Raw genomic sequence first — 25997 nt, forward strand, 5'->3', positions numbered from 1 at the left:
CACTTTGATGATTCTGACGTCTTGATGATTCCAACCTCTACGATTGCGATGTATATCATGATGTATTTCGATACTCATCAATGGGATCACGTTTACTTTAGCGAAACGCGAGCTTATATGGGCGCTGGTTTGACTTTCATCGTCAGGCTGCGTAACTAAAACCTCTCAAGTTAATGTCTACAGAATTTACAGCATAGGTCAAATTTTAAACCCTATAAAAAGCCAGATACTGCAAGTTGAACTGACCCCCATAAATTGGACATAATTTATGGGGGTTATTTTATGCGTTACGATCTAGACTTTAAGATTAAAGTCATTTCATACTATAGAAAAGGACGTACTGGAGTTTCCACAGCTAAGAAGTTTGGACTTGATGAGAAGATAGTATCTAGATGGGTCCAGCAATATCAAATCGGTGGTATCGATGCTATCAAGCCTAAAAATAGCAAAACCAGATATAGTGCTGATTTTAAGTATAAAGTGATAACAGTGATGTTGACAGAAGGTTTGAGCCAATCTGAAACGGCACTTAAATTTCATATTAGCTCACCTGCTCTCATCAGCCATTGGCATAAAGCTTATCGACTCTACGGTATGTCTGGACTCACATCCAAACATAAAGGTAGTATCCCTATGAAGTCTCCTATCATAAGCAAACCTGACGATGAAAAGACGCCTGCTGAATTGAAGCGTGAGAATGAGTATCTACGCGCAGAGAATGCCTATCTAAAAAAGCTGGATGCCTTGCTAAGGGAAAGGGAACAAGCTGCGACAAAGCAAGGCTCATCGAAGAGTTAAGAGAGCAGCATCTATTATCTGACTTATTAACCATAGCAACCCTTGCAAGGAGTAATTTCTACTACCATAGAGCGCAGCTGTGGAATAAAGATAAGTATGCCGACTTAAAGCAGCATATCACCACTCTTTATCACCAGCACAAAGGCAGATATGATTATCGTCGAATAACAGCTGCCCTAAAACAGCTAGGGATTCATCATAATCATAAACTTATCGCTAAGCTTATGAAGCAGCTGAAGCTCAGTGCACGGATTCGACGGCAAAAGTGGCGCTCATATAAGGGACAACAAGGCAAAATAGCAAACAATCATCTAAAGCGTCGGTTCAAGGCAAGTAGACCCTTTAAACGTTGGCTCACTGACATTACCGAGTTTAAGGTCGGTGATAACAAATTATACTTATCACCGATACTCGATTGTTATAATAATGAGATTATTAGTTATACGCTTTCAAAAAGGCCGACCTATGATTTAGTAAGTCGAATGCTAAGTCAGGCACTGGAAAAAACTAAAGCCAGCCGTCATAAGAAGCTAATGCTACATTCAGATCAGGGATGGCATTATCAGATGAAGCCGTTTAAAAAGACGCTCAAAAAGCATCAGATTAAACAAAGTATGAGCAGGAAAGGCAATTGCCTCGATAATGCGCTGATGGAAGGCTTCTTCGGTACACTAAAGTGTGAGACTATTTATATTGAAAAGCCAGGCTCGATTGAGGCGTTAGAGAAACAGATTCATGAGTATATCCACTACTACAATCATGAAAGAATTCAGCTTAAACTAAAAGGACTGAGTCCTGTGCAATACAGAACTCAGTCCTTGAAATAAACTTAAACCGTCTAAGATTTGGGGGTCAGTTCAAAGTATCTGGTTTTTTATTTTTTTATGAAGCGCTGCACATTATTTTTTCTTCTTGTTTTTATAAAAAGATACAAAAATTAGTAAACAGCCCCTAAATTAAAAAAATTAGATTATAAAGCGTCAAAATGTTTTTTTGATGTTTATCCTCAGGCGGCTTAACCAAAACATCTCAAGTCAATATCTACGGAATGGACAGCACAGTTTATATAATCGTGAATTAAATGAGATCACAAACTCGAAAGCAGAACACTTGTTTCGCTATTAAGAATGCCATCAATTTCTCTTACTTGACGTAGCACTTCATCAAATTCTCTCAAGCTTGTCGTGTGTATCTCTGCTACCAAATCCCATGCCCCATTGGTCGTATGTAGCTTAATCAGTTGCGGGATACCTTGTAACTTCCTAATCACTTGTGAAGTAGACTTTCCTGTTACTTCAATCATCATCATAGCTTTGACGGTTTCTTTATCTAGTGCCTCATGCACTCGAATCGTAAATCCCAAAATAGCGCCGTTATGAATCAGTCTATCCAATCTGTTTTGGACAGTGGCACGAGAGACTTTGAGTTTTTTAGCAAGGTTTGAGATGGTGGCTCGACCATCTTGTCGAAGTTCAGATATCAGTTCGCTATCTAAAGAGTCATAAGTATAATATGCCACAAAAATGCTTCCTTCATTGAGTTTTGACATTATGCTAAATAGCACCTAGCAATGTGTCAAAAAATAATCAATATTTAATAAATTATTGACATTTTAACTGACAATTATAGTTGGTAGGATATTGATTGTCGATTTAATAAATAATATTCATGGAATGGAGCAAAGTTAATGTCTAAATTTATCGTATCACAAAAGCAGGGTGTGCCATTTGTTAGCGTACAGGCAATGGCTGAAATGATTAGTAATCATGGTATAGAACAGACCATAAAAGAATTGGTAGATGCTTTAGAGCAAGATTTTTCTCGCTGGGATAAGTTTGAAAAATCCAGTCGTTTTGCTTCACATTCGAAAAATGGTGTGATTGAGCTGATGCCTGTCAGCGATGGTGAAATGTTTGCGTGTAAGTATGTCAATGGCCATCCCATCAATACCAAGCGTGACTTGCAGACGGTAGCAGCTTTTGGCGTCTTGTCTGATGTCGAGACAGGCTATCCCATTTTACTGACAGAGATGTGTATTTTAACCGCACTACGCACGGCGGCGACCTCGGCACTGGTTGCGAAATATTGTGCGCCTAAAAACGCCCAAACTTTGGCGCTCATTGGTAACGGTGCTCAAGGAGAGTTCCAAGCAATGGGTATGAAGGCAGTAGTAGGTATCTCAAAAGTGCGTTTATATGATGTCGATCCAGCCGCGTCTGAAAAAGTGGCGCATAACCTTGCTGATTCAGGCTTGGATATCACTATTTGTAAGACGGCAGAAGAAGCTGTTGAAGGCGCAGATATCATCACTACATGTACAGCAGATAAGAAAAATGCCACCATTCTCCGTGATGATATGGTCAAAAAAGGCGTCTTTGTCAATGCCATTGGTGGCGACTGCCCTGGAAAAACCGAGCTGGATGCAGAAATCTTGTTAAGAGCCGATCATGTCATTGTAGAGTTTGAACCACAAACCCGTATCGAAGGCGACATTCAACAGCTCTCTCAAGATTTTCCTGTGACAGAGTTTCATCGCATCGTAAACGGTGAGAAAGAAGCGCGCACCAACGAAAATAACTTAGTGGTATTTGATGGTGTTGGTTTTGCCTCAGAAGACTTTACAGCTTTGGTATTTTTGCGTGATTTAATCAAAAAACAGGACGCATATGAGCTGCTTGATTTGATCCCTCATCAACAGGATCCTAAAAATCTCTATTCGGTGGTAAAAGCTCATAGCAAAGATCGTGGCATAGCAATGAATGAAACCATGGCTATAGCGTAAATAATTATTATAACAAAATGATAAGCTCTTTTTATTTTATGTAACGAGTTAAAAACCATAAAATTTTTTAAAGAGTTTATCTATGTTTGTTGTAATTGTTAAAAAATTATAGATGTATTTTTATTTTAATAAAGTATATTGATATTTTTTAAATATTCAGTGCAAAAAAATATAAATTTAACTAATGATTTAAATAATGTAAAAATTTACTTTATTTGATGGAGAAAAAATAATGACCGACATGATGAAAAATATAAGAATAGTAGAAGTTTATTCAGATATTGCAGGGTATAAAAAAGGTGCGTCTCTAGGAATTGATGCATTAAAAGCTTCATCAAAAGAACTCAATGCAGATTATTTTGAAAAACTGCAATTTGAAAGTATTAAGGATGATAGTAATAATGAAGGGGAGTCACAATTTTCGCATGCAAAATATGCTGATGTGATTGAACCGATTATCTCTAAGTTAGCACATAAAATAAAAGATATAAGAAATGAGAATAAATTCCCAATTGTTTTAGCTGGAGATCATTCTAGCTGTGCAGGAACGATGCATGGCCTAAAAATGGCGCATCCTGATGCTGAAATTGGTGTGGTTTATATAGATGCACATGCTGATTTTCATTCACCCTATACAAGTGGGTCAGGAAATATGCATGGTATGCCTTTGGCAATGGCGTGTGCAATTGACAACTTGGAATGTAAGCGTAATGAGCTCTCTGAAAAAGAAAAAGAGTATTGGGATAGATTAAAATTCATGGCATCCAACGAGCCATCAATTAAGCCAGAAAATATAGTTTTTTGTGCCGTTAGAGATTACCAAGAAGAGGAGATGGCGTTAATTAAAAAACATAAAATTCCTTTATATTCTGTTGCTGAAATCACTCAAAAAGGCATCAGTTCGACGGTAGAAGAGATCTTTAAAAAACTGGAATATTGTGATCATATTTATGTGTCATTCGATGTGGATAGTGTTGATCCTTTATATGTTCCAGGTACAGGTACACCTGCAATGAATGGTCTATCATATGAGCAAGCGATGCAGCTTAATATAGAATTGATTAAGAATGAAAAAGTATGTTGCTGGGAAATGGCAGAAATTAATCCTTTGTACAACAATTCAAAAGACGACTCAACCAGAATATTTAAGATTCTAGAAAAAGTGACACATACTCTTTTAGAGAATTATTAGTATTAAATATTTAAGACAAGTTAAAGGATCTAGCATAAATATATTTATTAAAAAAATTTATTTATGCTAGCTAAAAAAGGGACTGCGAGTAAAAATAATATGGACATTATTAAAGCCAATGCTTCAAGTCAAGAAGTTAGCAGTATCACTATCAGACAGTTTTTAAAATTCTTTATACCGTCTGTGATAGGTTTGATGCTCTTCGTATTTCCAATTCCATATGTAGATGGTAAGTTTGTTACATATGCAGAAGGATTTACTATTCCTATATCTGTATTAAAAGATTACATACAAGGTTATATAGGTGACCTTTTGCCGTTGTTTGTTGTAATCTCAATTATGATTACATTGTGTTGTACTTTATATACTAAAATCATGAAGCCTTCATTAATTTTAAATAATGCGTTTTTAAATAACTTGTTGAACGTTACGACACCTTGGCTCATTATTAGAATGCTTGGTGCGTTTTTTGTTGTAGTTACCTATTTTAAGTATGGTTATGAATTTATATATTCAGATAGTATCGGGGGATTGATATTATATGAATTAATGCCGATACTTTTTATAGTGTTTTTTTTAGCTGGATTGTTACTACCACTATTACTTGATTTTGGCTTACTAGAATTTTTTGGTGTTTTATTAAGTAAAGTAATGAGACCTTTATTTGGTTTACCAGGTAGATCATCTGTAGATTGTTTAACATCATGGTTGGGTGATGGAACTATTGGTGTATTATTAACTGATAAACAATTGGAAGGTGGATTTTATACTAAAAAAGAAGCAGCAGTTATTGCTACAAGTTTTTCAGCAGTCTCAGTTACATTTTGTTTGGTTGTCATCTCTCAGGTTAAACTAGAAAGTTACTTTCTTAACATGATTGGGGTTGTTGCTTTATGCGGGATCGTTTGTGCTTTAATAGTACCAAGATTATTACCTTTATCTAGAATTGAAAATACCTACGTAAAAGAAAATAGTGATAGAGACCACGAAACCATTCCCGAAGGAAAAACATTATTTGCCCACGGTTTACAAAAAGCCGTTCAAAAAGCAGAAAAGAGTCCAAGTTTTTTTACTTTCCTAAAAGATGGGTTGAAAAATATTTTGGATATGTGGATCGGAATATTACCTGTCGTTATGGCAATCGGGACTATGGGCTTAATCGTTGCAGAAGAAACACCTATATTTGATTATTTAGGTATGCCATTTATTCCATTCTTAGAGTTATTAAATATACCTTTTGCAGCAGAAATGTCAAAAACAATCATGGTAGGTTTTGCAGATATGTTTTTACCTGCTATTATTGGTTCTTCAATAGAGTCGGATTTAACTCGATTTGTAATAGCTTGCTTGTCAGTTTCTCAATTGATATATATGTCGGAAGTAGGGGGATTGATTTTAGCAACAAAGATCCCAGTTAGCTTTTTTCAGTTATTGGTTATTTTTCTATTAAGAACAGTTATTTCGTTACCGATTATTGCATTATGTGCTCATATGATTTTTTAATGACATTCAACTGTAAATTTAGCTTCACAAGAGAATTTTAAATAGAATTTTCTGAAAGCTGGCTATACCACGTCTGAACAAGAAATCAGCAGCAAAAAACCACCTAGCAGCGATATGCGGTCAGGTGGTTTTTTATCGTTTTTACTTTATTATCTTTAACTTTTGCAGCTTCTGTGTTGGGTGCGCTCTACTATGCCTACTTATAACCTGTTAATTTACAAGCTCTCAATAGAGCGATATAGATACCTGTCCAGTCTTGGGATATCATCGGTATGCACCTTTTGCTGCTGATTAAAAAAGTCAGCGTGAGCAAGCGGTTGACTACCCGGACAGGCGAAATTACAGAGCATGATGTTTTGCAAATTTGTGCTGTCGTTCTTGGTGAGCACATAAGCTGAGTCGCCAAACACCTCATACCAGTTTTTAAAAATCGTCTGAGTATAGCCGTGCTTAGGCGTCGGCATTCCTATGATATTGGCCATGATATAGTTGCTATTGGTTTTGAACTGCGTGAGGGCTTCTAGCGTATACAAGTTGCTCGCGACAAACCGACCTTGAAAGGCATCAATCAGCATAAAGTCGTAGGACGCATCACGATGGCGAGTCAAATACCCACGCGCATCATCGCCTATAAACTCAATATTCGGGGCTATAGACGCTTTCAAAAAATGCGTTTCGATAATGCTGGGTAAGTCTTTATCAATATCGATGACCGTGAGTGCCATCTCAGGGTTAGCATGCGCCACTTCGCTTGGTGTACCCATACCCGCACCGCCTAAGAACACTAACGACTTAGGCTCTAGTTGCTCGATAGCGGCGACGGTAATCTCGCCATACCAATGGCAATTTTTCTTAGTGAGATATATCCAGCAGCTACTGGTCGACTGTCCCGGCTTGTCGGTAATGGTCACGGCAAGCTTGTCCTCATAAATGATCTGCTTGATAAACCACGCACCTGTAGCCGTCTGATAGCCGGTATCGACTCGGCTTAGCATAATAAAAGCGGCGGTGATAATAACGGCTGACACCGCTAGCATATGATTTTGGCGGGGTGTCAACGCACTGACATAATCATCAGGATACAGCTGCACGGCAAGCTTGGTACACAGATAGCTACTGATCGCCAGCGTGACAATAAACAGCGCCAAGCTACTCATCAGGCCGATATAAGGCAATAATAAAATCGGTGTCAGCGTTGAGCCCAGCACACTACCGACAGTGGTAATAGCAACCATCATGCCCGCATTTTTGCCCGTGTCCACGCCTAGATTCGCGCCGCTATTGCTATTAACGCTATCACTTTTGTGCTTTAAGGATAAAAACTGGGTAATCAGTGGAATAGCGGTCGAACCAAACGCTAACCCGACGCCAAATAACAAGCCGACACCCATAGCCGCGAGGATCGGGCTACTGGTATTGGCGGTCATAAAGGCGAGCAGTGGCAGTTGCATAATACAGGCGATAGCGTGCGAGATAGCCGACAAAGATAAGACGTGACCGGCCTTGAGTAACGCTTGGCGCGGGGTGCTGATATGCTGTGATAAACGACCGCCATACCAGTAGCCCACCGCTATCGCGATCAGCACCATCGCTAGTATGACCCCAGTGATAGAGATGGACGCGCCGATATAGGTCGCCGATATCCTAATCGCATAAATCTCGATACCGAGACCGGCAAACCCTTCTAGCAGCGCAATGACCAAACAGATACCTAAGACTTTTTTTTGCATAAAGCGACTCATCACCATGATTTAGCGGATACCAAGATTTTACACTATTCTTGATTGGGTAGGATGGTAGGTGTTGTTTGAATGTTTGTGACTTTATAAAGAGTTAATCATTCTAGAGGGTGTGCTCAGGGTGACAACCACATCAACGGCATTGAAAAATTCTAGAATCTGTCTAAACGTACGCTTAGAGAATACAACGGAATCGATAAGAAGAACTCCTACTTGTTTCTAAAAGAGTGTGAGTTTAGATTTAATGATGGCTCACCCTTTAATCCGCTTAAAATTCTTAGAAAATGGTCTGGTATTTGATTCTTGTCTACTACAGTCCTCATTTTTTATTTGCCCTGTTCAAGATCTTTTAGTATGGCGCAATCTGCATTTTGATCCCCTAAACAATGATCAGCAGAAGTCTGTAACAAGCTCACGATATCTTGTAATTGTGCTATTTTTTGGTTTAGGGCTTCTATATGTGTGAGTGTCAATTGTTTTACATCAGCACTTTGCCGATCTGTGTTTTTCCATAAATAAAGCAACTCTTTCATCTGTTTAGATGAAAAACCCAAATCGCGAGCCTGCCTTAAAAAGCACAAGTTTCTTATATCTTGCTTAGAATACATGCGATAACCTGAATTTGAGCGTTTTGCGGTATCAAGCAAACCTATCTGTTCATAATAGCGAATCATTTTGGGTGAGATTCCTGATTGCTCTGATGCTTGTCCAATGTTCATATCTGTCCTCCTGATATAAAAAGGGTTAAAGCCAAACGTCTACTTTGAATAGCTACTTTAACCCTATATTGATAGAGTCTACGCTTTAATCGCTGGTACTTGAAAGTACTTTAAGCGTAAGGCGTTACCTAATACGAAAACAGAGGACAGAGCCATTGCACCTGCGGCAAAAACTGGTGACAACAAGATACCAAATGCTGGATATAAAACCCCTGCGGCAATTGGAATTAAAGCAACATTATAGAAAAATGCCCAAAATAGGTTTTGTCGAATATTTTTGATAGTCGCTTTACTTAAAGCAATCGCATTAGGTACACCTTGTAGGCTACCCGACATTAATACAACGTCCGCTGCTTCAATCGCCACATCTGTACCTGTCCCTATCGCCAGACCGACATCAGCTTGAGCGAGAGCAGGGGCATCATTAATCCCATCACCAACGAAAGCCACCCGTCCATACTGTTGTTGCAATTGACATAACGCATCCACTTTTCCATCTGGCAACACTTCTGCGACCACTTGATCAATATGTAATTTTGCTGCAATCGCTTGCGCAGTATGCCGATTGTCGCCTGTAATCATTGCAACTTTCAAGCCCAATTGATGTAAAGCGGCAATAGCGGCATAAGTGGTTTCTTTAATGGGATCGGCAACGGCAATAACGGCTGCCAGCTTTTGGTCAATCGCGACATAGAGTGGGGTTTTACCTTCTTGTCCTAAGCGAGTAGCTTCGTTTTCAAAGGATGTAATATCAAGTGCTAATTGCTTCATATAACGATCAGCACCAATGTAAACAGCCTGACCTGCAACTTCCGCTTTAATTCCTAATCCAGTCACAGATTCAAAGGCGGTAATGGGTAATAAACTGATATTTTTTTGTTGTGCGGCTTGAACAATGGCTAATGCAATTGGATGCTCAGACTTGGTTTCAACCGATGCCACAATACGCAAGACTTGTTCATGCTCGAACCCTTGTTGCACATGAAAATCCGTTAAGGTTGGTTTACCTTCGGTCAATGTGCCTGTTTTATCGACAGCAATAACTTTAACTTCCTGTAAAGCTTGTAATGCCTCACCTTTACGGAATAACACGCCCATTTCCGCCCCACGACCTGTACCAACCATAATTGAGGTAGGGGTTGCCAATCCCATGGCACAAGGGCATGCAATAATCAGGACGGCAACTGCGTTGACGAGACTAAAAGTTAAAGCAGGTTCAGGACCAAAAACAAACCAGACCATAAAAGTCAGAGCGGCTAAGAGCATTACGATGGGCACAAACCACATAGTGACTTTATCAACCAATGCCTGAATCGGTAATTTAGACCCTTGAGCCTGTTCAACCATACGAATGATTTGCGCCAAGACCGAAGATTCGCCAATGGCTGTTGCCCGAAAATTCAATGTCCCATTCTGATTGACCGTCCCTCCTACCACTTGATCACCCAATTGTTTTTTGACAGGAACAGGTTCACCTGTAATCATGGATTCATCAATATAACTTTGGCCTTCAACCACTTCACCATCGACTGGCACACGCTCACCAGGACGAATTTCAACAATCGTTTCTGTGGTCACTTCTGCAATCGGCACTTCAACTACTTGTCCGTTATCATGAATACGCGCTGTTTTTGCTTGCATACCCACTAAATGCTGAATGGCTTGAGAGGTACGTCCTTTGGCCTTTGCCTCAAAATAACGCCCTAATAAAATCAAGCTCACAATCACAGCAGCGGCTTCGTAATAAACATGCACAGTGCCTTCAGGTAGAACTTCTGGAGCAAACGTTGCCATTAGAGAAAAGCTATAAGCCGCCAATGTACCAACCGCTACCAATGAGTTCATATCTGGGGCCAAGCGCCATAATGCCGGAATGCCTTTTTGATAAAAACGTCTTCCCGGAAAGACAAGTACCAACGTGGTCAAAACACATTGAATTAGCCAGCTTTGTTGAGTGCCGATATTGTGCATCACCCACATATGAAAGGCTGGAATCATATGTGAGCCCATTTCTAGAATAAAAACAGGGACGGCCAAAATCAAAGAGATGATTAAATCTCGTTTGAGCTGCTGCTGTTCTGTGGCTTTCTTATCCCTCTGGTCGCTTTGGTCTTGCTCAACCTGCTTAGCATGGTATCCCGCTTTTTTAACTGCCTGAATCAGATCGCTACTCTGTACCCGAGTGTTGCCTTGCACCCATGCTCGTTCAGTAGCAAGGTTGACGTTAGCTTGTTGTACACCTTCGACCTTTTTTAATGCTTTTTCCACCCGTCCAACACAAGAAACACAGGTCATACCTTCTATCAAAAGCTCGATCGGCTGAGTTGCCAAGACCTTATAACCTGCGCGTTCTACTGCATTGGTTAATGCGATAAGATCTAAAGGTTGAGACGAAGAAATTGTCGCTTTTTCAGTCGCAAGATTCACCTCAGCATTTTCGACACCCTCAACCTTTTTTAATGCTTTTTCTACTCGCCCCACACATGAAGCACAAGTCATACCCTCAATGGGCAATGTTTCACTATAGAGATAAGGCTTACTATTTTTCGAATTCATAACAACCTCCATCATTTTCAATCTGTTATCAACAGCATATAGGTTGACATAATGGTAAGGTCAAGCATGTTTTTTTAAAATATATTTGACTTTACCATCATGGCAAGGCTTAAGCTTGGTGATGAAATGAGAACTTATCTGGAGAAAAGTTATGAAACTATTGATTGTAAATATGAACTGTAGCGGTTGTGCTCGTGGTGTGACAGCAACTATTCAGAATATCGACCCAAACGCCAAAGTTGATATTGATTTAGCAACCAAAGTGGTAGATATCGAAACCATCGCAAGTGTTGACCAGATGACAGCTGCTTTAGCAAAAGGTGGTTTCCCAGCACAAGTGCAATAAATTGATATTATAATTGCGCGGCCTGCCTTGCTTCGTTAAAACGATTAAGAAATGAGCTATGCTGAAGAAACCGTAGAGGCAAATCAAGGCCAACTTGTTCGCACAGAAAAACATAAACCTAAGCTTAGAGTAGTCTTTGGTTTGAATAATGACAGCCACTCGTTTTCCTGAGTCATTGGGGTTATCGGAGAAAATTTAGGATTGAGTTTTCGACAATCTTGGGCGGTTCAAGTGGAGCTCGGCTTGGTGAAGATTGAGCAATCGGACGAAGCCGTGGCGGATCAACTACAAAGATACACCTCTCCTTTGATGCCGATGGATATCCGCTCGATTTCAAAGTCACTAGGGGTGAAGTCCACGACAGTCAAGTTGCAAACCAATTGATTGAAGTAATTGGCCAAGCTGATTATTTTATCGTTGATAAAGGCTACGATTCAGAAGCTATCAGAGACAAAGCACGCATGCACGATATAATACCTGTTATCCCTAAAAGGAAAAATACCAAACAGCCTAACCCAGAATTTGATCATTATTTGTACAAGTTACGCCATTTAGTAGAGAATATGTTTGCGAGACTCAAGCATTTCCACAGCATAGCCATTCACTATGAGAAGTTGGCTCGCAATTTTAAGTCAATGCTTTACTTGGCCTGCACTATTATTCATTGCAATATGAATTGAGGACACGCCCTAGTTCGGGTCATGGGCGACTTGCAAGCAAAAAGCTGTATTTCTAATAATGCAGTAAGGCATCTTAATATAAAATGTACCAATGGAAAATTATGCGCCTCTACCTGTCAATCAGATGAGGGCGGTCCGTCCTTTCCCCATTCTCCTTCTTGGCATAATAAATCAAAATCTTCAAGAAGATCAGCGAGTGTAATACATGCCAGACGCGAACGTATCACCCTCTCTGCATCCTGAAAAGTTTGTCCTAAAGAATTTATAACAGATTTTTCAACCGCACACTGGGTATTGTCAGATCCTACTCCTATAGACAGAAGGCGTGGTTCGCCTACGGCTTTGTAAATATCGTCAAGAGTCGTGGTTTTTAGCTCGCAGGAAATTTTCCATCCACCACCACGACCATTTTCAGAGTGAACATAGCCCGCTTTCTTAAGACCGGCCATCGTTCGCCGCACTAGGGCAGGATTGGTGTCTAACATTTTTGAAATCTGTTCTGAGGTAAAAGGCTGATCATGACGTGCCATGTGCAATAGTACATGCAACATTCGGGACAGGCGGCTATCTGTACGCATTTTAGTTACCTTTGACTGTGTTTTTTAATCCGAAGTTCCGAGATTTTCTGCTCAAGTAGATAATTGGTTACGATTGGACCCACGCGCGTTCCTGCGGCTGCCGCATGTGCCAAATGATCCCAAGGCTGAGTGGCATTACCTATAGCATAGACGCCCGGATAGCTTGTTGCACCAGAGGCATCTGCCACGGCAAAGCCATTGGCGTCAACTTCACATAAAGCCGCAGCTAGTGGTGAGGTAGCGCGTGATGCAAGAGCAACCCAGGTTGCATCGCAAGGGATTTGTGCACCTTTTTCAGTGATTACTCCTGTCAATTGCTGTCCTTCATGGTCAAGACCCGCGACATCGTCTTTGACAATCTTAATCCCAAGAAGATTCAAGCGCTCAGATTCTTCTTCATTAAAGTTATGACGTGAAACGATGGTCACGTTAGCGGACCACATACTGACCCACAAGGCCATATGTGCCAATTTATCTGGAATGCCAAAAACGACAAATGCGCCATCTTTGACTTCATTGCCATCGAAGCAAGGACACACTTTAAGGTCACGTCCCCATTTTTCAGGAATTCCCGAGATATTAGGCAATTCATATGTTTCGCCAGTGGCAAGAACTACTGTACGTGTAGTGATCCGCCCACTTGGATAGACGACTTCAAAATTGCCATTTTTTAAGGGAAGGATATCCGTAACTAGCTCTTCGCGTAGCTCAACGCCATAGCGTATCACCTCATCACGCGCCTTTTGTAGCATCTCAGTTGGTGAAACGCCATCGAAACCAAGATATTCACGAACAATATCTACTGACAAAATGGTTGATTGTCCACCATCGAAGACTGAGGTAGAACGACCAGCACGTCCCAAAAACAAGGCTGCCGCTAAACCGCCGACGCCACCACCCACTACTACGCTATCTATTGTTTTCATAAGTTATCTCATGTAATTCGCGATTTTATAAGAGAATTTTATATTGTAATATTAAAAGTTACAATATAAAATTTATGAAATCTTACAAAAATAAGAAAAGATAAGGTATTAGGCCGTGTCTTCAAAACTTAGGCACAATTTGGGCACACAAGTTTTTTGATGATGCTTGCTAAGACTATTAAAACAGGAAATTTCTATCGACATAGAGTATCCAGTTCTCCTACAGCCCATATTTTACGGACAAAAAAAGCCCCAGTCGTTAAACTGGGGCTTTCTAAATTTGGTAGGCATAAGCAGACTCGAACTGCTGACCTCTACCATGTCAAGGTAGCGCTCTAACCAACTGAGCTATACGCCTATTTAGGTTGAGCATTTTAGCAAGTTTTGAGGACTTTGCAAGTCTTTTTTATATAATATTGAGTTATTGTCAAAATTTTAAAAAATTGGCCTTTATGTCACTTCTCATACTTAACGTCATAACAGCAGTAACCTAAAGTTGGTACAATAACCAAGATAGTGTCTACCTTCAATAGTGGCACTGTACAGAAATATTACTATGGATGCGAAAGATCAATAATCGCAGATATTTGGTAACCATTACATAAAATCAAAATATAAAGGATAAGAAGATGGGTTTATTAGTCGATGGTCAATGGCAAGACAAATGGTATGACACAGACGCCAATGGTGGAAGTTTTAAGCTTGAAGATGCTGGTTTTAGAAATTGGGTAACCGTAGATGGTAGTGCAGGCCCAACAGGTAAAGGTGGGTTCAAAGCCGAAGCCAATCGCTACCATTTATATGTGTCGTTGGCTTGTCCTTGGGCGCACCGAACCACAATCTACCGCAAGTTAAAAGGCTTGGAGGACATGATTTCGATGTCGGTGGTACATCCATTTATGGGAGATAGAGGGTGGACGTTTGCAAATGGTGAAGGTGTTATCGCCGATCCGTTATTTAACGCTGACTACCTATATGAGGTTTATATTGCAGCCAAGTCAGATTATACAGGCCGCGTGACGGTTCCTATTTTGTGGGATAAACAAACCAACACCATAGTGAGTAATGAGTCCTCTGAAATCATTCGTATGTTTAATTCAGCCTTTGATGAAGTAGGGGCGACAGCAGGTGACTTTTTACCATCAGCGTTATTAGCAGAAATCGATGAGATCAATGCATTTGTTTATTCTGCCGTAAATAATGGGGTGTATAAAGCGGGTTTTGCGACCACTCAAGAGGCTTATGAAGAACCAGTAACCGAGCTATTTGAGGCGCTAGATACACTAGAGGCACGTTTGGCAGAGCGTCGCTATTTGATGGGAGAAAAGATAACAGAAGCCGACTGGCGCCTATTTACCACATTGGTACGTTTTGATGCTGTATATGTCGGGCACTTTAAATGTAATATCCGCCGTATCGTGGATTACCCAAATCTCTGGGGTTATCTGCGTGAGCTGTATCAAGTGTCAGGTGTCGCAGAGACGGTCAACATGGATCATATTAAGACCCATTATTACACCAGTCATACCAATATTAACCCCACTGGTATCATCCCTGTTGGCCCTGTTCTTGACTTTACTGAACCGCATGAACGCGATTATTTTTAATACCAAACTTAAGAAATACGATTGGCCGTATTACACTCGTTTGGCCTAAAAGGTATAGTGAGTTCTGTATAAAAATGAGTCAGCGGGACTAGAATGAATTTTTTGTAGCATCGAGCTGCGAAGGCACAGCAAGCAAGAAAAATTTGTACCAGTCCTGCGTCATAATATCGTGTATCTATTTTATTTAGTATCGACTATACCGTACTGTGCTTTACTACGCTGATCTTTGTAAATAGTGTGAGTCGACTTATTAATATAAAAAATGCGCCAGCTGATATCAGGCAGCTGGCGCCATGCGTTTAAAAGCCGTAAAACTAAGCTGAAAAACTAAGCGTTATTTAACTGTCTGGCTGCCTCTAGAGCAAAATACGTTAAGATACCATCAGCACCAGCACGGCGGAAGCCAATCAATGATTCTAAAATGACCGCATCACTCAGCCAGCCATTTTGAATGGCCGCCATATGCATGGCATATTCGCCCGAGACTTGGTAAGCGAATGTCGGTATGCCAAAAGTATTTTTCACTTCGCGAATGAGGTCTAAATACGGCTGACCCGGTTTAATCATCACCATGTCTGCGCCTTCATTAATATCCATCGCCACTTCATGCAGTGCTTCAGCACGATTGCCAAAATCCATTTGGTACTGTTTTTTATGACCACCTTTTAAGTTGCCAGCACTACCAACGGCATCACGGAATGGACCGTAGTAAGCAGACGCATATTTGGCTGAATAGGCCATGATGGCAGTATTGACGAAGCCCTCTGATTCAAAAGCATCACGCATGGCTCTGATGCGGCCGTCCATCATGTCGCTAGGCGAGATGATGTCGGCACCAGCACGGGCGTGTACCAATGCCTGCTTCACCAACACATCAACCGTTGCGTCATTAACGACATAACCGTGCTCATCGAGTAGGCCGTCTTGGCCGTGTGACGTATAAGGGTCTAACGCCACATCAGTCATCACTACCATTTCTGGAATGGCATCTTTAACCGCTTTTACCGCACGTGCCGTCAGGCCATTTTCGTCGTAAGCGGCTTTACCATCCGGTGTTTTCAATGAATTATCAACGACTGGGAAAATGTCAATGGTGGTGACACCTTCTGCCAATAACTCTTTGGCATAGCCAATGAGCAAGTCAATCGATAAGCGTTCAACACCTGGCATGCTAGCGATTGATTGACGTTGATTGGTGCCTTCTAATACAAAAACAGGGGCGATGAAGTGTTTAGGGTGCAGCTCCACTTCACGAATCATTGCTCGGACGTTATCGTTATAACGCAAGCGACGCAGGCGAGTTTGGGGAAATTGGCGGTTGAATGTATAAGTCATAATTTTTCCTTATTTGAAGGTCAATCATTGTTATTTTAATCTTAAAAACAATGGTCTTGTTAAAATTGTTTTATGCAATTCATCTATAACCAATAACAGGTTACGAAAGCAAAAAACCCTACCGAGTCGGTAGGGCTGATTGTAATTATTGACGGTCAATGTGAGGCCGAAACAATGTCACAGAGTAATAGCGTCACAGAATAATAATATCATATAAATTAAGGCTCAATGATCTGGGTGACAGGTACTTGCTCAACACTTTCGTCATTAGAAATCGTTGTTTCAGTGATGACTCCTACAGCCGCATCCGTTGTACCGTCATTATTGATATCAACGGTAGCAGTCGGCTCAAAGGTAGTCACCTCTTTGGCTTGTGCTTGCTTTATAGCGGCGGCTTCTTGCGCAGATGCCACACGTGCTGAGCTGGCAGCATCAATCGCATTGATTGCTTGTGCTTTTTTGCTATTGGCTGGTAGATTGACGACTTGTGCTAAATTGGTATACTGCGGCACAGGAATGATGGTCGGTACGTCCAGATTGGCACCGCCACCTAGCACTTGGTATAGCTCAATTTGGCTGACGAGTTTTTGTAGCTCTAAATCTAAAATACCCTGCTGCGTTGAAAACAACGAACGCTGCGCATCGAGCACATCCAAGTAGTTGTCAATACCCGCTTTAAAGCGTGCATCTGCAATCTGATAGGTCTGCTCAAAATTATCTTGCAAACGATATTGTGCTTCGAGCTGCTCGCCAAGCGTCGCCCGTGTTGCTAATACGTCCGATACTTCTCGGAAAGCAACCTGTATAGATTGCTCGTAACCTGTAAGTGTTTGCTCACGCTCGATTTTGGCCACGTCATAATTGGCATCTAAGCGACCAGCATCAAAAATAGGCACACTGATGCTCGGTCCAAATGACCAGCCAACCGCGCCACTTTTGAACAAGTTGTCTAAACTGTCGCTACTAACACCGATGCTGCTTGATAAGCTGATAGAAGGGAAGTAAGACGCACGCGCTACTGCAATATTGGCACCAGCGGCTTTTAAATTATATTCCGCTTGTAGCACATCTGGACGGTAGCGCAGCAATTCACTCGGCAACCCAGCATTAAATATCTGCTGATTGGTGATATTGCTGACTGCTGGTGTTGGAATCAGATTGGTTGGAATGGGTCCACCAACCAAAAATTGCAGGGCGTTACGTGAGGTTAAAATACTGCTCTGTGCGCGTAATACCGCCAGTTTGGCAGTCTCTAGCGAAGCACTTGCCTGCAAAGAAGGTAGTCTAGGATCGATACCTGCTTCAAAGCGTTTGCTGGCGATAAACAGCGATTGTTCACGGCTCTCAACAGTCGCTTCTGCCAGTTTTAGTTGCGCTAAACTATAGCTTAAATTGGCATAACTCTGCGCAATATTACTAATTAAACTGATTTGAGTCGCGTCTTTAGCGGCCGTTGTGGCTAAAAAATTCTGTAGTGCTTGATCTTTTAGGCTCGCAATTTTACCCCAAAAGTCGAGCTCGTAGTTAGCCAGACCAAGGTTGACGTTATAGCCATCACTCGTGACGTTTCTTTGGCGTTGACGAGAGTAGCCAGCGCTACCATCGATACTTGGCAAGTCATTGATATCGGTAATACGATATTGGGCACGTGCTTTTTCAATCGCTAGACGGGCAGTTTCGAAGTCTTTATTGTTTTCAAGACCCAAAGCAATCAAACCTTTTAAACGTTCATCGCTATAAAAGTTCTGCCAACGTTGACTGGCGATACTTGCTTGCTCACCTGTACTGACAGTTTCCTTATCGAACGCGCCATAAGTTTGTCCGATAGGAATATTAGGCTCTGCAAGGACAGGGCTCATATCAGCTTTTGGAATGGTGTTACAAGCGGCCATACTTATGGCCAAGGCAGTTAAGCCTAAGAGACGACCACCATTTTTACGCATTCTTGATAGCACGGGTTGCGCAGTAGTAGCAAAGCTTGCTACCGCTGCTGAATTGATGGTAAATGTTTTTTGAGCGCTCATTGTGTATTGTCTCCAAAGCTTGCAGGCTGATAACTCTCAGAAGGCGTTGGGTTGTGTGGGTCGGGCGTACCATTACCACCATCTTTATCATTTGGCTTGTTATTCTCATATTTGTGCGGGAACAAACTACGCACCCAGATATAGAACATGGGAATAAAGAAGATACCTAAGAAAGTAGCGGTAACAACCCCACCAAGTACACTGGTACCGATGGCGTTTTGACTGCCTGAGCCAGGACCTGTGGCGATAAATAATGGCACAACACCCAGTCCAAAGGCAAGTGAAGTCATGATAATTGGACGCAAACGTTGGCGTGCTGCTGTCATGACCGCTTCGGTGAGACTGTAACCTTCCTCTTGGTGTTCTTTTGCAAACTCGATAATCAAGATGGCGTTTTTGGCAGATAGACCAACCACGGTGAGCAGACCTACTTGCAAATAAATATCATTGCTAAAGCCACGTAACCAAGTAAAGATTACGGCACCCAATACCCCAAGTGGGATAACCAACAGCACTGAGAAAGGAATAGACCAACTCTCATATAAGGCTGCTAGACACAAGAAAACGACCAAAATTGAAAGCGCATATAGCATTGGCGCTTGCGCACCTGACTTTTGCTCTTCAAGTGACATACCTGTCCACTCGTAACCCACGCCTTCAGGTAGATTTTCTATCATCGCCTCCATCGCGCTCATCGCTTCACCAGTACTCAAACCGGGCGCAGCGGCACCTTGAATATTCATGGACGGTAGGCTGTTATAACGAGTCAGACGTGGTGACCCAGACTCCCATACACTGCTCGAGAATGCATCAAATGAGATCATCTCATTAGTGTCATTACGCACATACCATTTACTGATATCATCAGGGTTGGTACGGCTGCTCGGTTCACCTTGAATATAAACGCGCTTAATACGACCACGATCGACGAAGTCATTGATATAACTCGAACCCCACGCCGTGGAGATAACGCTATTGATATTGGCCAATGACAAGCCATAAGCCGCGGCTTGTTCTTGATTGATATTCACTTTTAATTGCGGTGCATCTTCTTGACCGTTTGGACGGACGTCAGCGACTTGATCATTTTGTGCCGCCATGCCTAAGAGCATATTACGCGCTTCAAGTAGCCCTTCATGTCCAAGATTACTTGTGTCCTGAAGCATTAAGTCAAATCCACTGGCATTACCAAGTTCGGTAATTGCTGGGGGTACAATGGCAAATACTTGTGCTTCGTTTAACTGGGTAAAGAAATAGCCCATGGCGCGACCAGCAACCGCCTGCGCAGTGTTTTCTGCACCAGAACGATTTTCCCAGTCTGATAAACGGACGAAAGCCAGTCCCATGTTTTGTCCTTGACCGGCAAAACTAAAGCCTGCGATCGTAAAGACAGAGGCGATATTATCCGTCTCTTGTGTTTCGTAATAATTACTGACTTTATCGAGTACATCTTGCGTTTCATCCAGCGTCGAACCAGCAGGAAGCTGAACCAAGGTAAACATGATACCTTGATCTTCTTCTGGTAAAAATGAACCTGGAATACGTAAGAATACGACCGCCATAATCCCGATGATGGCAGCATAGCCAATCAGATATAACCATTTAAAACGAATACTCTTACCAACGAAGTTTTCATATGAGCGGCTAAGCTTAAAGAAACCACGGTTGAACCAGCCAAAGAATCCTTTTTGCTCATCGATACTGCTTTTATCATGACTCTTACTACGTTTGAGTAAGGTCACACATAGGGCAGGGGTAAAGATAAGGGCAACTAAAGCGGATAACACCATACTGGTAATCAAAGTGATCGAGAACTGACGATAAATCACACCCGTTGAGCCACCAAAGAAGGCCATCGGTACAAATACAGCCGATAGAATCAGTGCAATACCGATAACGATTTTACTAATCTCACCCATGGACTGTATGGTGGCGTCCTTGATGGAGATATGGGGATCTTCCTCCAAGATACGTTCAACGTTTTCGACGACGACGATCGCATCATCGACCAGCAGACCGATGGATAACACCATCGCAAACATGGTAAGCACGTTGATACTAAAGCCTGCGACATAGAGTACCGCAAAAGTACCAAGTAGCACGATAGGTACGGCAAGCGTCGGAATAATCGTTGCACGCCAGTTTTGTAGGAAAATGAACATGACGATAAATACAAGTACAATGGCTTCAATTAGCGTCATCACGACTTGTTCGATAGATAAGCGAACAAATGGAGTGGTGTCATAAGGCACGACTGATACCAGACCGGCTGGGAAGTTTGATTCTAGCTCTGCCATCCGTGCGCCGACTGCTTCACGAGTCTCAAGCGCATTGGCACCACCAGCCAATGAAATACCTAAACCAGCTGCTTGTTGGCCGTTATATAAGGAGACAACGCTGTAGTTTTCACTACCAATCTCAACATCAGCGACATCACCCAAACGGACTTGTGCACCCGAAGTATCTGTCTTCAATAAAATATTTTTAAATTCTTCTGGGGTTTGTAGATAGCTTTGGACGGTGACAGTGGCATTGATAACCTGCTGTTCAGTGTCAGCAGGTGCTTGACCCAACTGACCAGCAGAGACCTGTGCATTTTGCGCACGTACCGCATTGACTACATCAGATGGCACCATGTTGTAGCTGCGTAAGCGAGAAGGATCTAACCAAATACGCATGGCATAAGTCGAGCCAAATACTTGAACTTCACCCACACCTTCGACACGGCTGATCTGATCGACCACGTTGGAGCTGACATAATCAGCGATATCGCTGCGATCCATACTGTCGTCTTCAGAGACAAAAGCTTGCACCATTAAAAAGCTGCTAGACGACTTATTAACGTTGACGCCTTGACGCTGTACCGATTCAGGTAGCGCGCTCATGGCTGCTTGCAATTTGTTCTGTACCTGTACCTGCGCAGTATCAGAGTCTGTTCCGTTTTCAAATGTTAGGGTGACAGAAGCACTACCATTCGAGGAGCTTGATGATGACATATACATGAGACCATCGAGGCCTTTCATGCGTTGCTCAATGATCTGTACTACTGAGTTTTCGACGGTTTGTGCGTTAGCACCAGGATAGCTGGCACTGACTGAAATAGTCGGTGGCGCGATACGTGGATACTGTTCAATCGGTAAGCTAATGACCGATATCACCCCGATGAGCATGACCAAAATAGCCAGCACCCATGCAAAAATAGGGCGATTAATAAAAAAACGTGACATAGTATATCCCTAAGTCTTCCTATCTTTGAATGGAGTTATTGAGCGGCGGCTTCTGTAGATTTTTCGTTAGAATCATCGTTACTAGCTGGCTTATTATTCACTGTTTTTGCAGCTTGCTGCGGCGTTTTGGCATTAGGAGCAGATGGCGCTGGATTGGCATTTTCTAATGGTTTGACGACCACCTCTTGTTCAGGTTTGACCTTACTACCACCAATCACCACTACTTTATCACCTGCTATCAAGCCATCAGTGACGACCCATTGTCCATTATAAGTACCATTGATAGTCACTGGACGTAATTGGATTTTGTTGTTTGCATCAACGATATAGACTTGTGTCTCACCTTTAGGCGTACGGGTAACAGCGCTTTGCGGTACTAATGCCGCATTGGTAATTACGCTCTGCGTCAAGCGGGCTGTCACATACATACCAGGTAGCAAAATATTATTGTTGTTCGGGAAGACAGCACGCAAGGTCACAGCACCTGTTGACTCATCAACCTTTGCTTCAGATAAAGCAAGTCTGCCGCGTACGGGATAGACCGAGCCATCTTCTAATATCAATTCAACTGAATTCATGCCAGGCTGTGCTGTGCCTTCAGATATTTGTTGGCGCAGCTTTAATAGCTCAGATGATGATTGACTGATATCGACATAGATAGGATCTAAACGGGAGATTGTAACCAAAGGATCACCTTGACCTGCGCTCACGAGTGTACCAGCAGTTACGCTAGAGCGATCAGTGCGACCAGTAAGAGGGGCACGGACGATGGTACGGTTAAGATCTAAGTTACTAGCATCCAAACCGGCCTGCGCTGTCTGGATACCAGCACGGGCACTTTCTATACCAGCCTGTGTCTGTCCGACAGAAGCCGCGGCGCTTTGTACCGCAGCTTGGGCAGTACGTACTTGCGTTTGCGCCTGCTCATACTGTTGCTTCGAGATGGCGTCAATACTGACCAAGCCTTGCAAGCGTTGCAGATCATTTTGTGCTTGTGCCAATGATGCTTGGCGGCTGGCTAGCTCAGCTTTTGCATTGGCGTTATTTGCCTGCGCTGTCTGATAGTTGGCCTGTGCTTGTTGCACTGCGGCTTGTCCACTCGTTACAGAAGACGCATAGTTGTCCGTATTAATACGATAAAGTGGTTGGCCTTTTTGAACGTTACTTCCCTCGCGGAATAGTACTTCGTCAATAACGCCGTTGACCTGTGGGCGAACGTCGGCAGTTTGATAAGCCGTCGTACGTCCAGAAAAAGTTTGTACTTGAGGTACGGTATCAAGGGTGACAGTCTGGACGTTGACAACTGCGGGCGGCATTTGCTGCTGTGCGGCTTGATCCCCAGCGGCGTCCTCGTTTTTGTCACAGCCAACCAGTACAGCTCCAGATAGTACAGATGCTATTACAAGCGCAAGAGTAGAGTGCTTCATCAATGTCCTCGGCAATAGGTATAAAATAAATAATGACAGTATAAAAATTTATCAATCTTAGCGTATTGAATATTAAAATTAGTATTTGTTCCAAGACTCATACCTTTTTTGCTAAATGAGCTTTTAATCGGCCTATTTAGCAAAGCGTCACTACTAGGACATCGGATAGCAATATATAGATTAAGTATGAGCGTAAGAGTTCTTGGCATTAAAGCAGTAGCTAGACCAACAAAGTTAGACTAATAAATTTAATGCGTTATTATAAACTATAGGGGTAACCCCACAGTCAAGTGATTAAGAATGGTATTTATCGTGAAGAAAGGTAATATTGGTTTTTATGAATACATGAAATGCCGTTGTAGTAAGCGTTGCCTGCACTAACAGCTAATACGGAGTCGTACAACATTCAATTGAAAGCAATTGTAAATATTTGTGAAAATAGCAAGACCATATGACTAACAGGGTCTTAAAACCCTGTTAAATTTGCTTTGTATACAAAAAAACAACTTTAGCAACCCTTAAATACGTATATCAAAATAACAGATCATTGAAGTGACAGTCTTTAGCGATAGCCATTCAATATTATTTTATCAATGATAACAGCGGATAATGACAGCCGTGTTATAGCAAGCGGGCGCTAGCAAGTTCGGTCAGCTGATATAAACCTGTACGATAGCGGTTATCAGGTAAAGTACTCAGTGCTTGTTGCGCCAATTTAGTTTCTTCTAACGCGCGCTGTTTACAATAGTCAAGCGAGCCTGAGCGGCGTACCAATTCGATGAGTTGCTCAGCGTTTGGTGTTTTTCCTGTTTGAACGGCGATACGTAGTTGCTCATAGCCCTCAATATCACTGTCTTTTAATAGCTCAAGTGCTTTAATAGTGGGCAACGTTGGTTTACCTTCTGCCAAGTCATCACCAAGATTTTTACCCATGAGTTCGCTATCACCACTGTAATCAAGCACATCATCAATGATCTGAAAAGCGTTGCCGAAATGTTGACCAAAATCGCCCAACGCCTGCATGTATTCTGTCTTATCCTGTAAGATAGCTGCTCCTTGGGTCGCCATCATAAATAAACGTGACGTTTTCCCATCGATAATACGCAAGTAGTCGTCTTCGGTTGCAGTAGGATTGTGCTGATGTTGCAATTGCAAAACTTCACCTTCAGCGATATCGCATGTACCGTCTGAAAACACTTGTAATAGTGGCAAGCTTTGAAAGCCAACCAGTAGATTAAAGGCACGGGCAATCAAATAATCACCGACCAATACAGCTGTGGCGTTGTCCCATGTAGCATTGGCTGTAGGCTTGCCACGACGCTGGCCAGACTCATCAATGACATCGTCATGAACCAAGGTCGCTGTGTGCAGCATTTCAGTGATTGCTGCTAGGTGCATGGCTTTTTCTGATGGATTGTCATCAAACATGCGGGCACATAGCAAAGTAATTAGTGGGCGCATCCGCTTACCACCCGCATTGATCACATGTTGCGAGACGCTCATCACCAGTTTAACTTTTGAATTAAGACTACCGAATACTTGCTTATCCATAATCTCAAAATCAGCAGCCACGATACTTTGAATATCAGCATAACTGGGCGTTGGCTGAAGGGGAGAGTTGGTATTATTTAAAGGAGTGCTGGTCATAATAAATTGTCATATTAATAAGAATAGAGAAGGTTTTTTATAGCCTTGGCTTGATATATAGGTAAGGCAACGTTTTGTCTATAATAGCATAGCTATACTTCTAAATTGTTGGTTAAAACATGCCAAAAGCAGAGTCATTCTCTTTATTTATATGAGATGCATCAGATATCAAAAATGAGGTTTGAGCAGTAAAAAACCGCTACAATGGTAACCAAATGAACCCTCACATAGTTGATGTCCATATAGTCAATTTAGAGGATAATAAAAGACTGTAAGTAACTGATTACATAAGCTATAATAGCCACCGTTGGGTTGTAACCCTCATTTGTAGTGACTATTTTGCAGGTTTTTATCGAAACTGGCCTCTGTGGCACCTTCGTAACCAGCAGTATACATAGCAATATGGACGAGAGTTGTTAGTATAAATCCCTTACAAAACCAAGCCAAACAAGTAAGATAGACAGCTTGCTTTTATGAGTAAAAAGTCGTAAAATCTTGCCTTTAATTTTTCCCTGTCGTGTTCGTCGTAAAAGCGTTGGTATGATATCAGCCACGGCACACGGGTTAAACGGAGTCATACAATGTACGCAGTAATTAAAACTGGTGGTAAACAGCACCGCGTAGTCGTCAATGAATTGCTTAAAGTTGAACTACTAAAAGCAGAAAAAGGCGAAACAATCAAATTTGACGACGTATTGATGGTTGTTGACGGCGATAACGTCAAAATCGGTCAACCTGTCGTTGATGGTGCTAGCGTAGAAGTTGAAGTTGTTGAGCATGGTCGCGGCGAAAAAATCCGTATCATCAAGCACAATCGCCGTAAGCATTATCACAAAGAGCAAGGTCACCGCCAATGGTACACCTTGTTAAAAATCAAAGCCATTAATGCCTAATTACCCATTTAGCTATGT

General features: G+C 41.9%; 19 protein-coding genes, 1 tRNA gene and 3 pseudogenes. 11 read left to right on the plus strand and 12 right to left on the minus strand.

Annotated features, from left to right (window positions below; translation table 11 throughout):
- Positions 1 to 24: 24 nt before the first annotated feature.
- The 3 genes and pseudogenes from M917_RS14500 to M917_RS04495 form a co-directional block, all read left to right on the plus strand.
- Entirely contained in the window at positions 25 to 159 is a 135-nt protein-coding gene (locus M917_RS14500) for a hypothetical protein (RefSeq protein ID WP_021813591.1), read from the plus strand.
- A gap of 123 nt (positions 160 to 282) precedes the next feature.
- Entirely contained in the window at positions 283 to 798 is a 516-nt protein-coding gene (locus M917_RS04490) for a helix-turn-helix domain-containing protein (protein ID WP_021813592.1), read from the plus strand.
- Positions 777 to 1625: pseudogene (locus M917_RS04495) on the plus strand (IS3 family transposase); the annotation flags it as partial. The gene M917_RS04490 and the pseudogene M917_RS04495, both read left to right, overlap by 22 nt.
- Positions 1626 to 1885: 260 nt before the next feature.
- On the opposite strand, the gene M917_RS04500 reads toward M917_RS04495, so the two are convergent.
- Complete coding sequence (locus M917_RS04500; RefSeq protein WP_021813594.1) at positions 1886 to 2317, minus strand: Lrp/AsnC family transcriptional regulator; 432 nt, start codon at positions 2315 to 2317, stop codon at positions 1886 to 1888.
- Between the two features lie 168 nt (positions 2318 to 2485).
- Here M917_RS04500 and M917_RS04505 point away from each other — a divergent pair, with 168 nt between their 5' ends.
- The 3 genes from M917_RS04505 (at position 2486) to M917_RS04515 (ending at position 6275) form a co-directional block, all read left to right on the plus strand.
- Entirely contained in the window at positions 2486 to 3580 is a 1095-nt protein-coding gene (locus M917_RS04505; protein WP_021813595.1) for an ornithine cyclodeaminase, read from the plus strand.
- A gap of 232 nt (positions 3581 to 3812) precedes the next feature.
- Positions 3813 to 4772 (plus strand): arginase, encoded by a 960-nt coding sequence (locus tag M917_RS04510; protein WP_021813596.1) that lies wholly within the window; start codon positions 3813 to 3815, stop codon positions 4770 to 4772.
- Positions 4773 to 4835: 63 nt separating this feature from the next.
- Positions 4836 to 6275: a YjiH family protein gene (locus M917_RS04515; protein ID WP_021813597.1), complete on the plus strand. Its 1440-nt coding sequence runs from the start codon at positions 4836 to 4838 to the stop codon at positions 6273 to 6275.
- A gap of 215 nt (positions 6276 to 6490) precedes the next feature.
- Here the strand turns inward: M917_RS04515 and M917_RS04520 are convergent, their stop codons facing one another.
- The gene (locus M917_RS04520) at positions 6491 to 8005 is read right to left on the minus strand and encodes a fused MFS/spermidine synthase (RefSeq protein ID WP_152513955.1); all 1515 of its coding nucleotides are present in this window, start codon (positions 8003 to 8005) and stop codon (positions 6491 to 6493) included.
- A 99-nt stretch (positions 8006 to 8104) separates the two neighbouring features.
- Between M917_RS04520 and M917_RS14385 the strand changes: the two are divergent.
- A pseudogene (locus M917_RS14385) lies at positions 8105 to 8314 on the plus strand (IS1595 family transposase); the annotation flags it as partial.
- 26 nt (positions 8315 to 8340) lie between these two features.
- Here M917_RS14385 and cueR read toward each other — a convergent pair.
- Both cueR and M917_RS04530 read right to left on the minus strand, forming a co-directional pair.
- Positions 8341 to 8733: a Cu(I)-responsive transcriptional regulator gene (gene cueR / locus M917_RS04525; RefSeq protein WP_021813599.1), complete on the minus strand. Its 393-nt coding sequence runs from the start codon at positions 8731 to 8733 to the stop codon at positions 8341 to 8343.
- A 78-nt stretch (positions 8734 to 8811) separates the two neighbouring features.
- Positions 8812 to 11289, minus strand: a complete 2478-nt coding sequence (locus tag M917_RS04530; RefSeq protein WP_021813600.1) for a heavy metal translocating P-type ATPase — start codon at positions 11287 to 11289, stop codon at positions 8812 to 8814.
- Between the two features lie 151 nt (positions 11290 to 11440).
- On the opposite strand from M917_RS04530, the gene M917_RS04535 reads away from it, so the two are divergent.
- The gene (locus M917_RS04535) at positions 11441 to 11635 is read left to right on the plus strand and encodes a heavy-metal-associated domain-containing protein (protein ID WP_021813601.1); all 195 of its coding nucleotides are present in this window, start codon (positions 11441 to 11443) and stop codon (positions 11633 to 11635) included.
- Positions 11636 to 11862: 227 nt separating this feature from the next.
- Positions 11863 to 12315, plus strand: a pseudogene (locus tag M917_RS04545) (IS5 family transposase); the annotation flags it as partial.
- A 116-nt stretch (positions 12316 to 12431) separates the two neighbouring features.
- Here M917_RS04545 and M917_RS04550 read toward each other — a convergent pair.
- The 3 genes from M917_RS04550 to M917_RS04560 form a co-directional block, all read right to left on the minus strand.
- Positions 12432 to 12893 (minus strand): Rrf2 family transcriptional regulator, encoded by a 462-nt coding sequence (locus M917_RS04550; RefSeq protein ID WP_051354222.1) that lies wholly within the window; start codon positions 12891 to 12893, stop codon positions 12432 to 12434.
- A 5-nt stretch (positions 12894 to 12898) separates the two neighbouring features.
- Complete coding sequence (locus M917_RS04555; RefSeq protein ID WP_021813603.1) at positions 12899 to 13819, minus strand: NAD(P)/FAD-dependent oxidoreductase; 921 nt, start codon at positions 13817 to 13819, stop codon at positions 12899 to 12901.
- A gap of 281 nt (positions 13820 to 14100) precedes the next feature.
- A tRNA-Val gene (locus tag M917_RS04560) sits at positions 14101 to 14177 on the minus strand.
- 271 nt (positions 14178 to 14448) lie between these two features.
- Between M917_RS04560 and M917_RS04565 the strand changes: the two genes are divergently transcribed.
- A complete protein-coding gene (locus M917_RS04565; RefSeq protein ID WP_021813604.1) occupies positions 14449 to 15426 on the plus strand; it encodes a glutathione S-transferase family protein in 978 nt (325 codons plus the stop codon).
- A gap of 327 nt (positions 15427 to 15753) precedes the next feature.
- On the opposite strand, the gene hemB is transcribed toward M917_RS04565, so the two are convergent.
- The 5 genes from hemB to M917_RS04590 form a co-directional block, all read right to left on the minus strand.
- Positions 15754 to 16761, minus strand: a complete 1008-nt coding sequence (gene hemB / locus M917_RS04570; protein WP_021813605.1) for a porphobilinogen synthase — start codon at positions 16759 to 16761, stop codon at positions 15754 to 15756.
- Positions 16762 to 16979: 218 nt separating this feature from the next.
- Complete coding sequence (locus M917_RS04575) at positions 16980 to 18785, minus strand: efflux transporter outer membrane subunit (protein WP_021813606.1); 1806 nt, start codon at positions 18783 to 18785, stop codon at positions 16980 to 16982.
- Entirely contained in the window at positions 18782 to 22012 is a 3231-nt protein-coding gene (locus M917_RS04580; RefSeq protein ID WP_021813607.1) for an efflux RND transporter permease subunit, read from the minus strand. The genes M917_RS04575 and M917_RS04580 overlap by 4 nt, the downstream gene beginning before the upstream one ends.
- A 35-nt stretch (positions 22013 to 22047) precedes the next feature.
- Positions 22048 to 23439 carry an efflux RND transporter periplasmic adaptor subunit gene (locus M917_RS04585; protein ID WP_021813608.1) on the minus strand — a complete coding sequence of 464 codons (1392 nt, stop codon included), beginning with the start codon at positions 23437 to 23439 and terminating at the stop codon, positions 22048 to 22050.
- A gap of 621 nt (positions 23440 to 24060) precedes the next feature.
- Positions 24061 to 25086, minus strand: coding sequence for a polyprenyl synthetase family protein (locus M917_RS04590; protein WP_021813609.1), 1026 nt, complete (start codon positions 25084 to 25086; stop codon positions 24061 to 24063).
- A gap of 581 nt (positions 25087 to 25667) precedes the next feature.
- On the opposite strand from M917_RS04590, the gene rplU reads away from it, so the two are divergent.
- Entirely contained in the window at positions 25668 to 25979 is a 312-nt protein-coding gene (rplU, locus tag M917_RS04595; RefSeq protein WP_021813610.1) for a 50S ribosomal protein L21, read from the plus strand.
- Positions 25980 to 25997: the final 18 nt, after the last annotated feature.

Origin of the sequence: Psychrobacter aquaticus CMS 56 (genome assembly GCF_000471625.1) — a bacterium.
Taxonomy (GTDB): Bacteria; Pseudomonadota; Gammaproteobacteria; order Pseudomonadales; family Moraxellaceae; genus Psychrobacter; species Psychrobacter aquaticus.

Excerpts from the sequence above, each read along its gene's own strand:
- M917_RS04585 (WP_021813608.1), bottom strand. The coding sequence starts at position 23,439 with ATGAAGCACTCTACTCTTGCGCTTGTAATAGCATCTGTACTATCTGGA.
- M917_RS04565 (WP_021813604.1), top strand. The coding sequence starts at position 14,449 with ATGGGTTTATTAGTCGATGGTCAATGGCAAGACAAATGGTATGACACA.
- M917_RS04580 (WP_021813607.1), bottom strand. The coding sequence starts at position 22,012 with ATGTCACGTTTTTTTATTAATCGCCCTATTTTTGCATGGGTGCTGGCT.
- M917_RS14500 (WP_021813591.1), top strand. The coding sequence starts at position 25 with ATGATTCCAACCTCTACGATTGCGATGTATATCATGATGTATTTCGAT.
- M917_RS04555 (WP_021813603.1), bottom strand. The coding sequence starts at position 13,819 with ATGAAAACAATAGATAGCGTAGTAGTGGGTGGTGGCGTCGGCGGTTTA.
- M917_RS04535 (WP_021813601.1), top strand. The coding sequence starts at position 11,441 with ATGAAACTATTGATTGTAAATATGAACTGTAGCGGTTGTGCTCGTGGT.
- M917_RS04505 (WP_021813595.1), top strand. The coding sequence starts at position 2,486 with ATGTCTAAATTTATCGTATCACAAAAGCAGGGTGTGCCATTTGTTAGC.
- M917_RS04550 (WP_051354222.1), bottom strand. The coding sequence starts at position 12,893 with ATGCGTACAGATAGCCGCCTGTCCCGAATGTTGCATGTACTATTGCAC.
- M917_RS04490 (WP_021813592.1), top strand. The coding sequence starts at position 283 with ATGCGTTACGATCTAGACTTTAAGATTAAAGTCATTTCATACTATAGA.
- M917_RS04510 (WP_021813596.1), top strand. The coding sequence starts at position 3,813 with ATGACCGACATGATGAAAAATATAAGAATAGTAGAAGTTTATTCAGAT.
- M917_RS04515 (WP_021813597.1), top strand. The coding sequence starts at position 4,836 with ATGCTAGCTAAAAAAGGGACTGCGAGTAAAAATAATATGGACATTATT.
- M917_RS04520 (WP_152513955.1), bottom strand. The coding sequence starts at position 8,005 with ATGCAAAAAAAAGTCTTAGGTATCTGTTTGGTCATTGCGCTGCTAGAA.
- rplU (WP_021813610.1), top strand. The coding sequence starts at position 25,668 with ATGTACGCAGTAATTAAAACTGGTGGTAAACAGCACCGCGTAGTCGTC.
- M917_RS04590 (WP_021813609.1), bottom strand. The coding sequence starts at position 25,086 with ATGACCAGCACTCCTTTAAATAATACCAACTCTCCCCTTCAGCCAACG.
- M917_RS04575 (WP_021813606.1), bottom strand. The coding sequence starts at position 18,785 with ATGAGCGCTCAAAAAACATTTACCATCAATTCAGCAGCGGTAGCAAGC.
- hemB (WP_021813605.1), bottom strand. The coding sequence starts at position 16,761 with ATGACTTATACATTCAACCGCCAATTTCCCCAAACTCGCCTGCGTCGC.
- M917_RS04530 (WP_021813600.1), bottom strand. The coding sequence starts at position 11,289 with ATGAATTCGAAAAATAGTAAGCCTTATCTCTATAGTGAAACATTGCCC.
- cueR (WP_021813599.1), bottom strand. The coding sequence starts at position 8,733 with ATGAACATTGGACAAGCATCAGAGCAATCAGGAATCTCACCCAAAATG.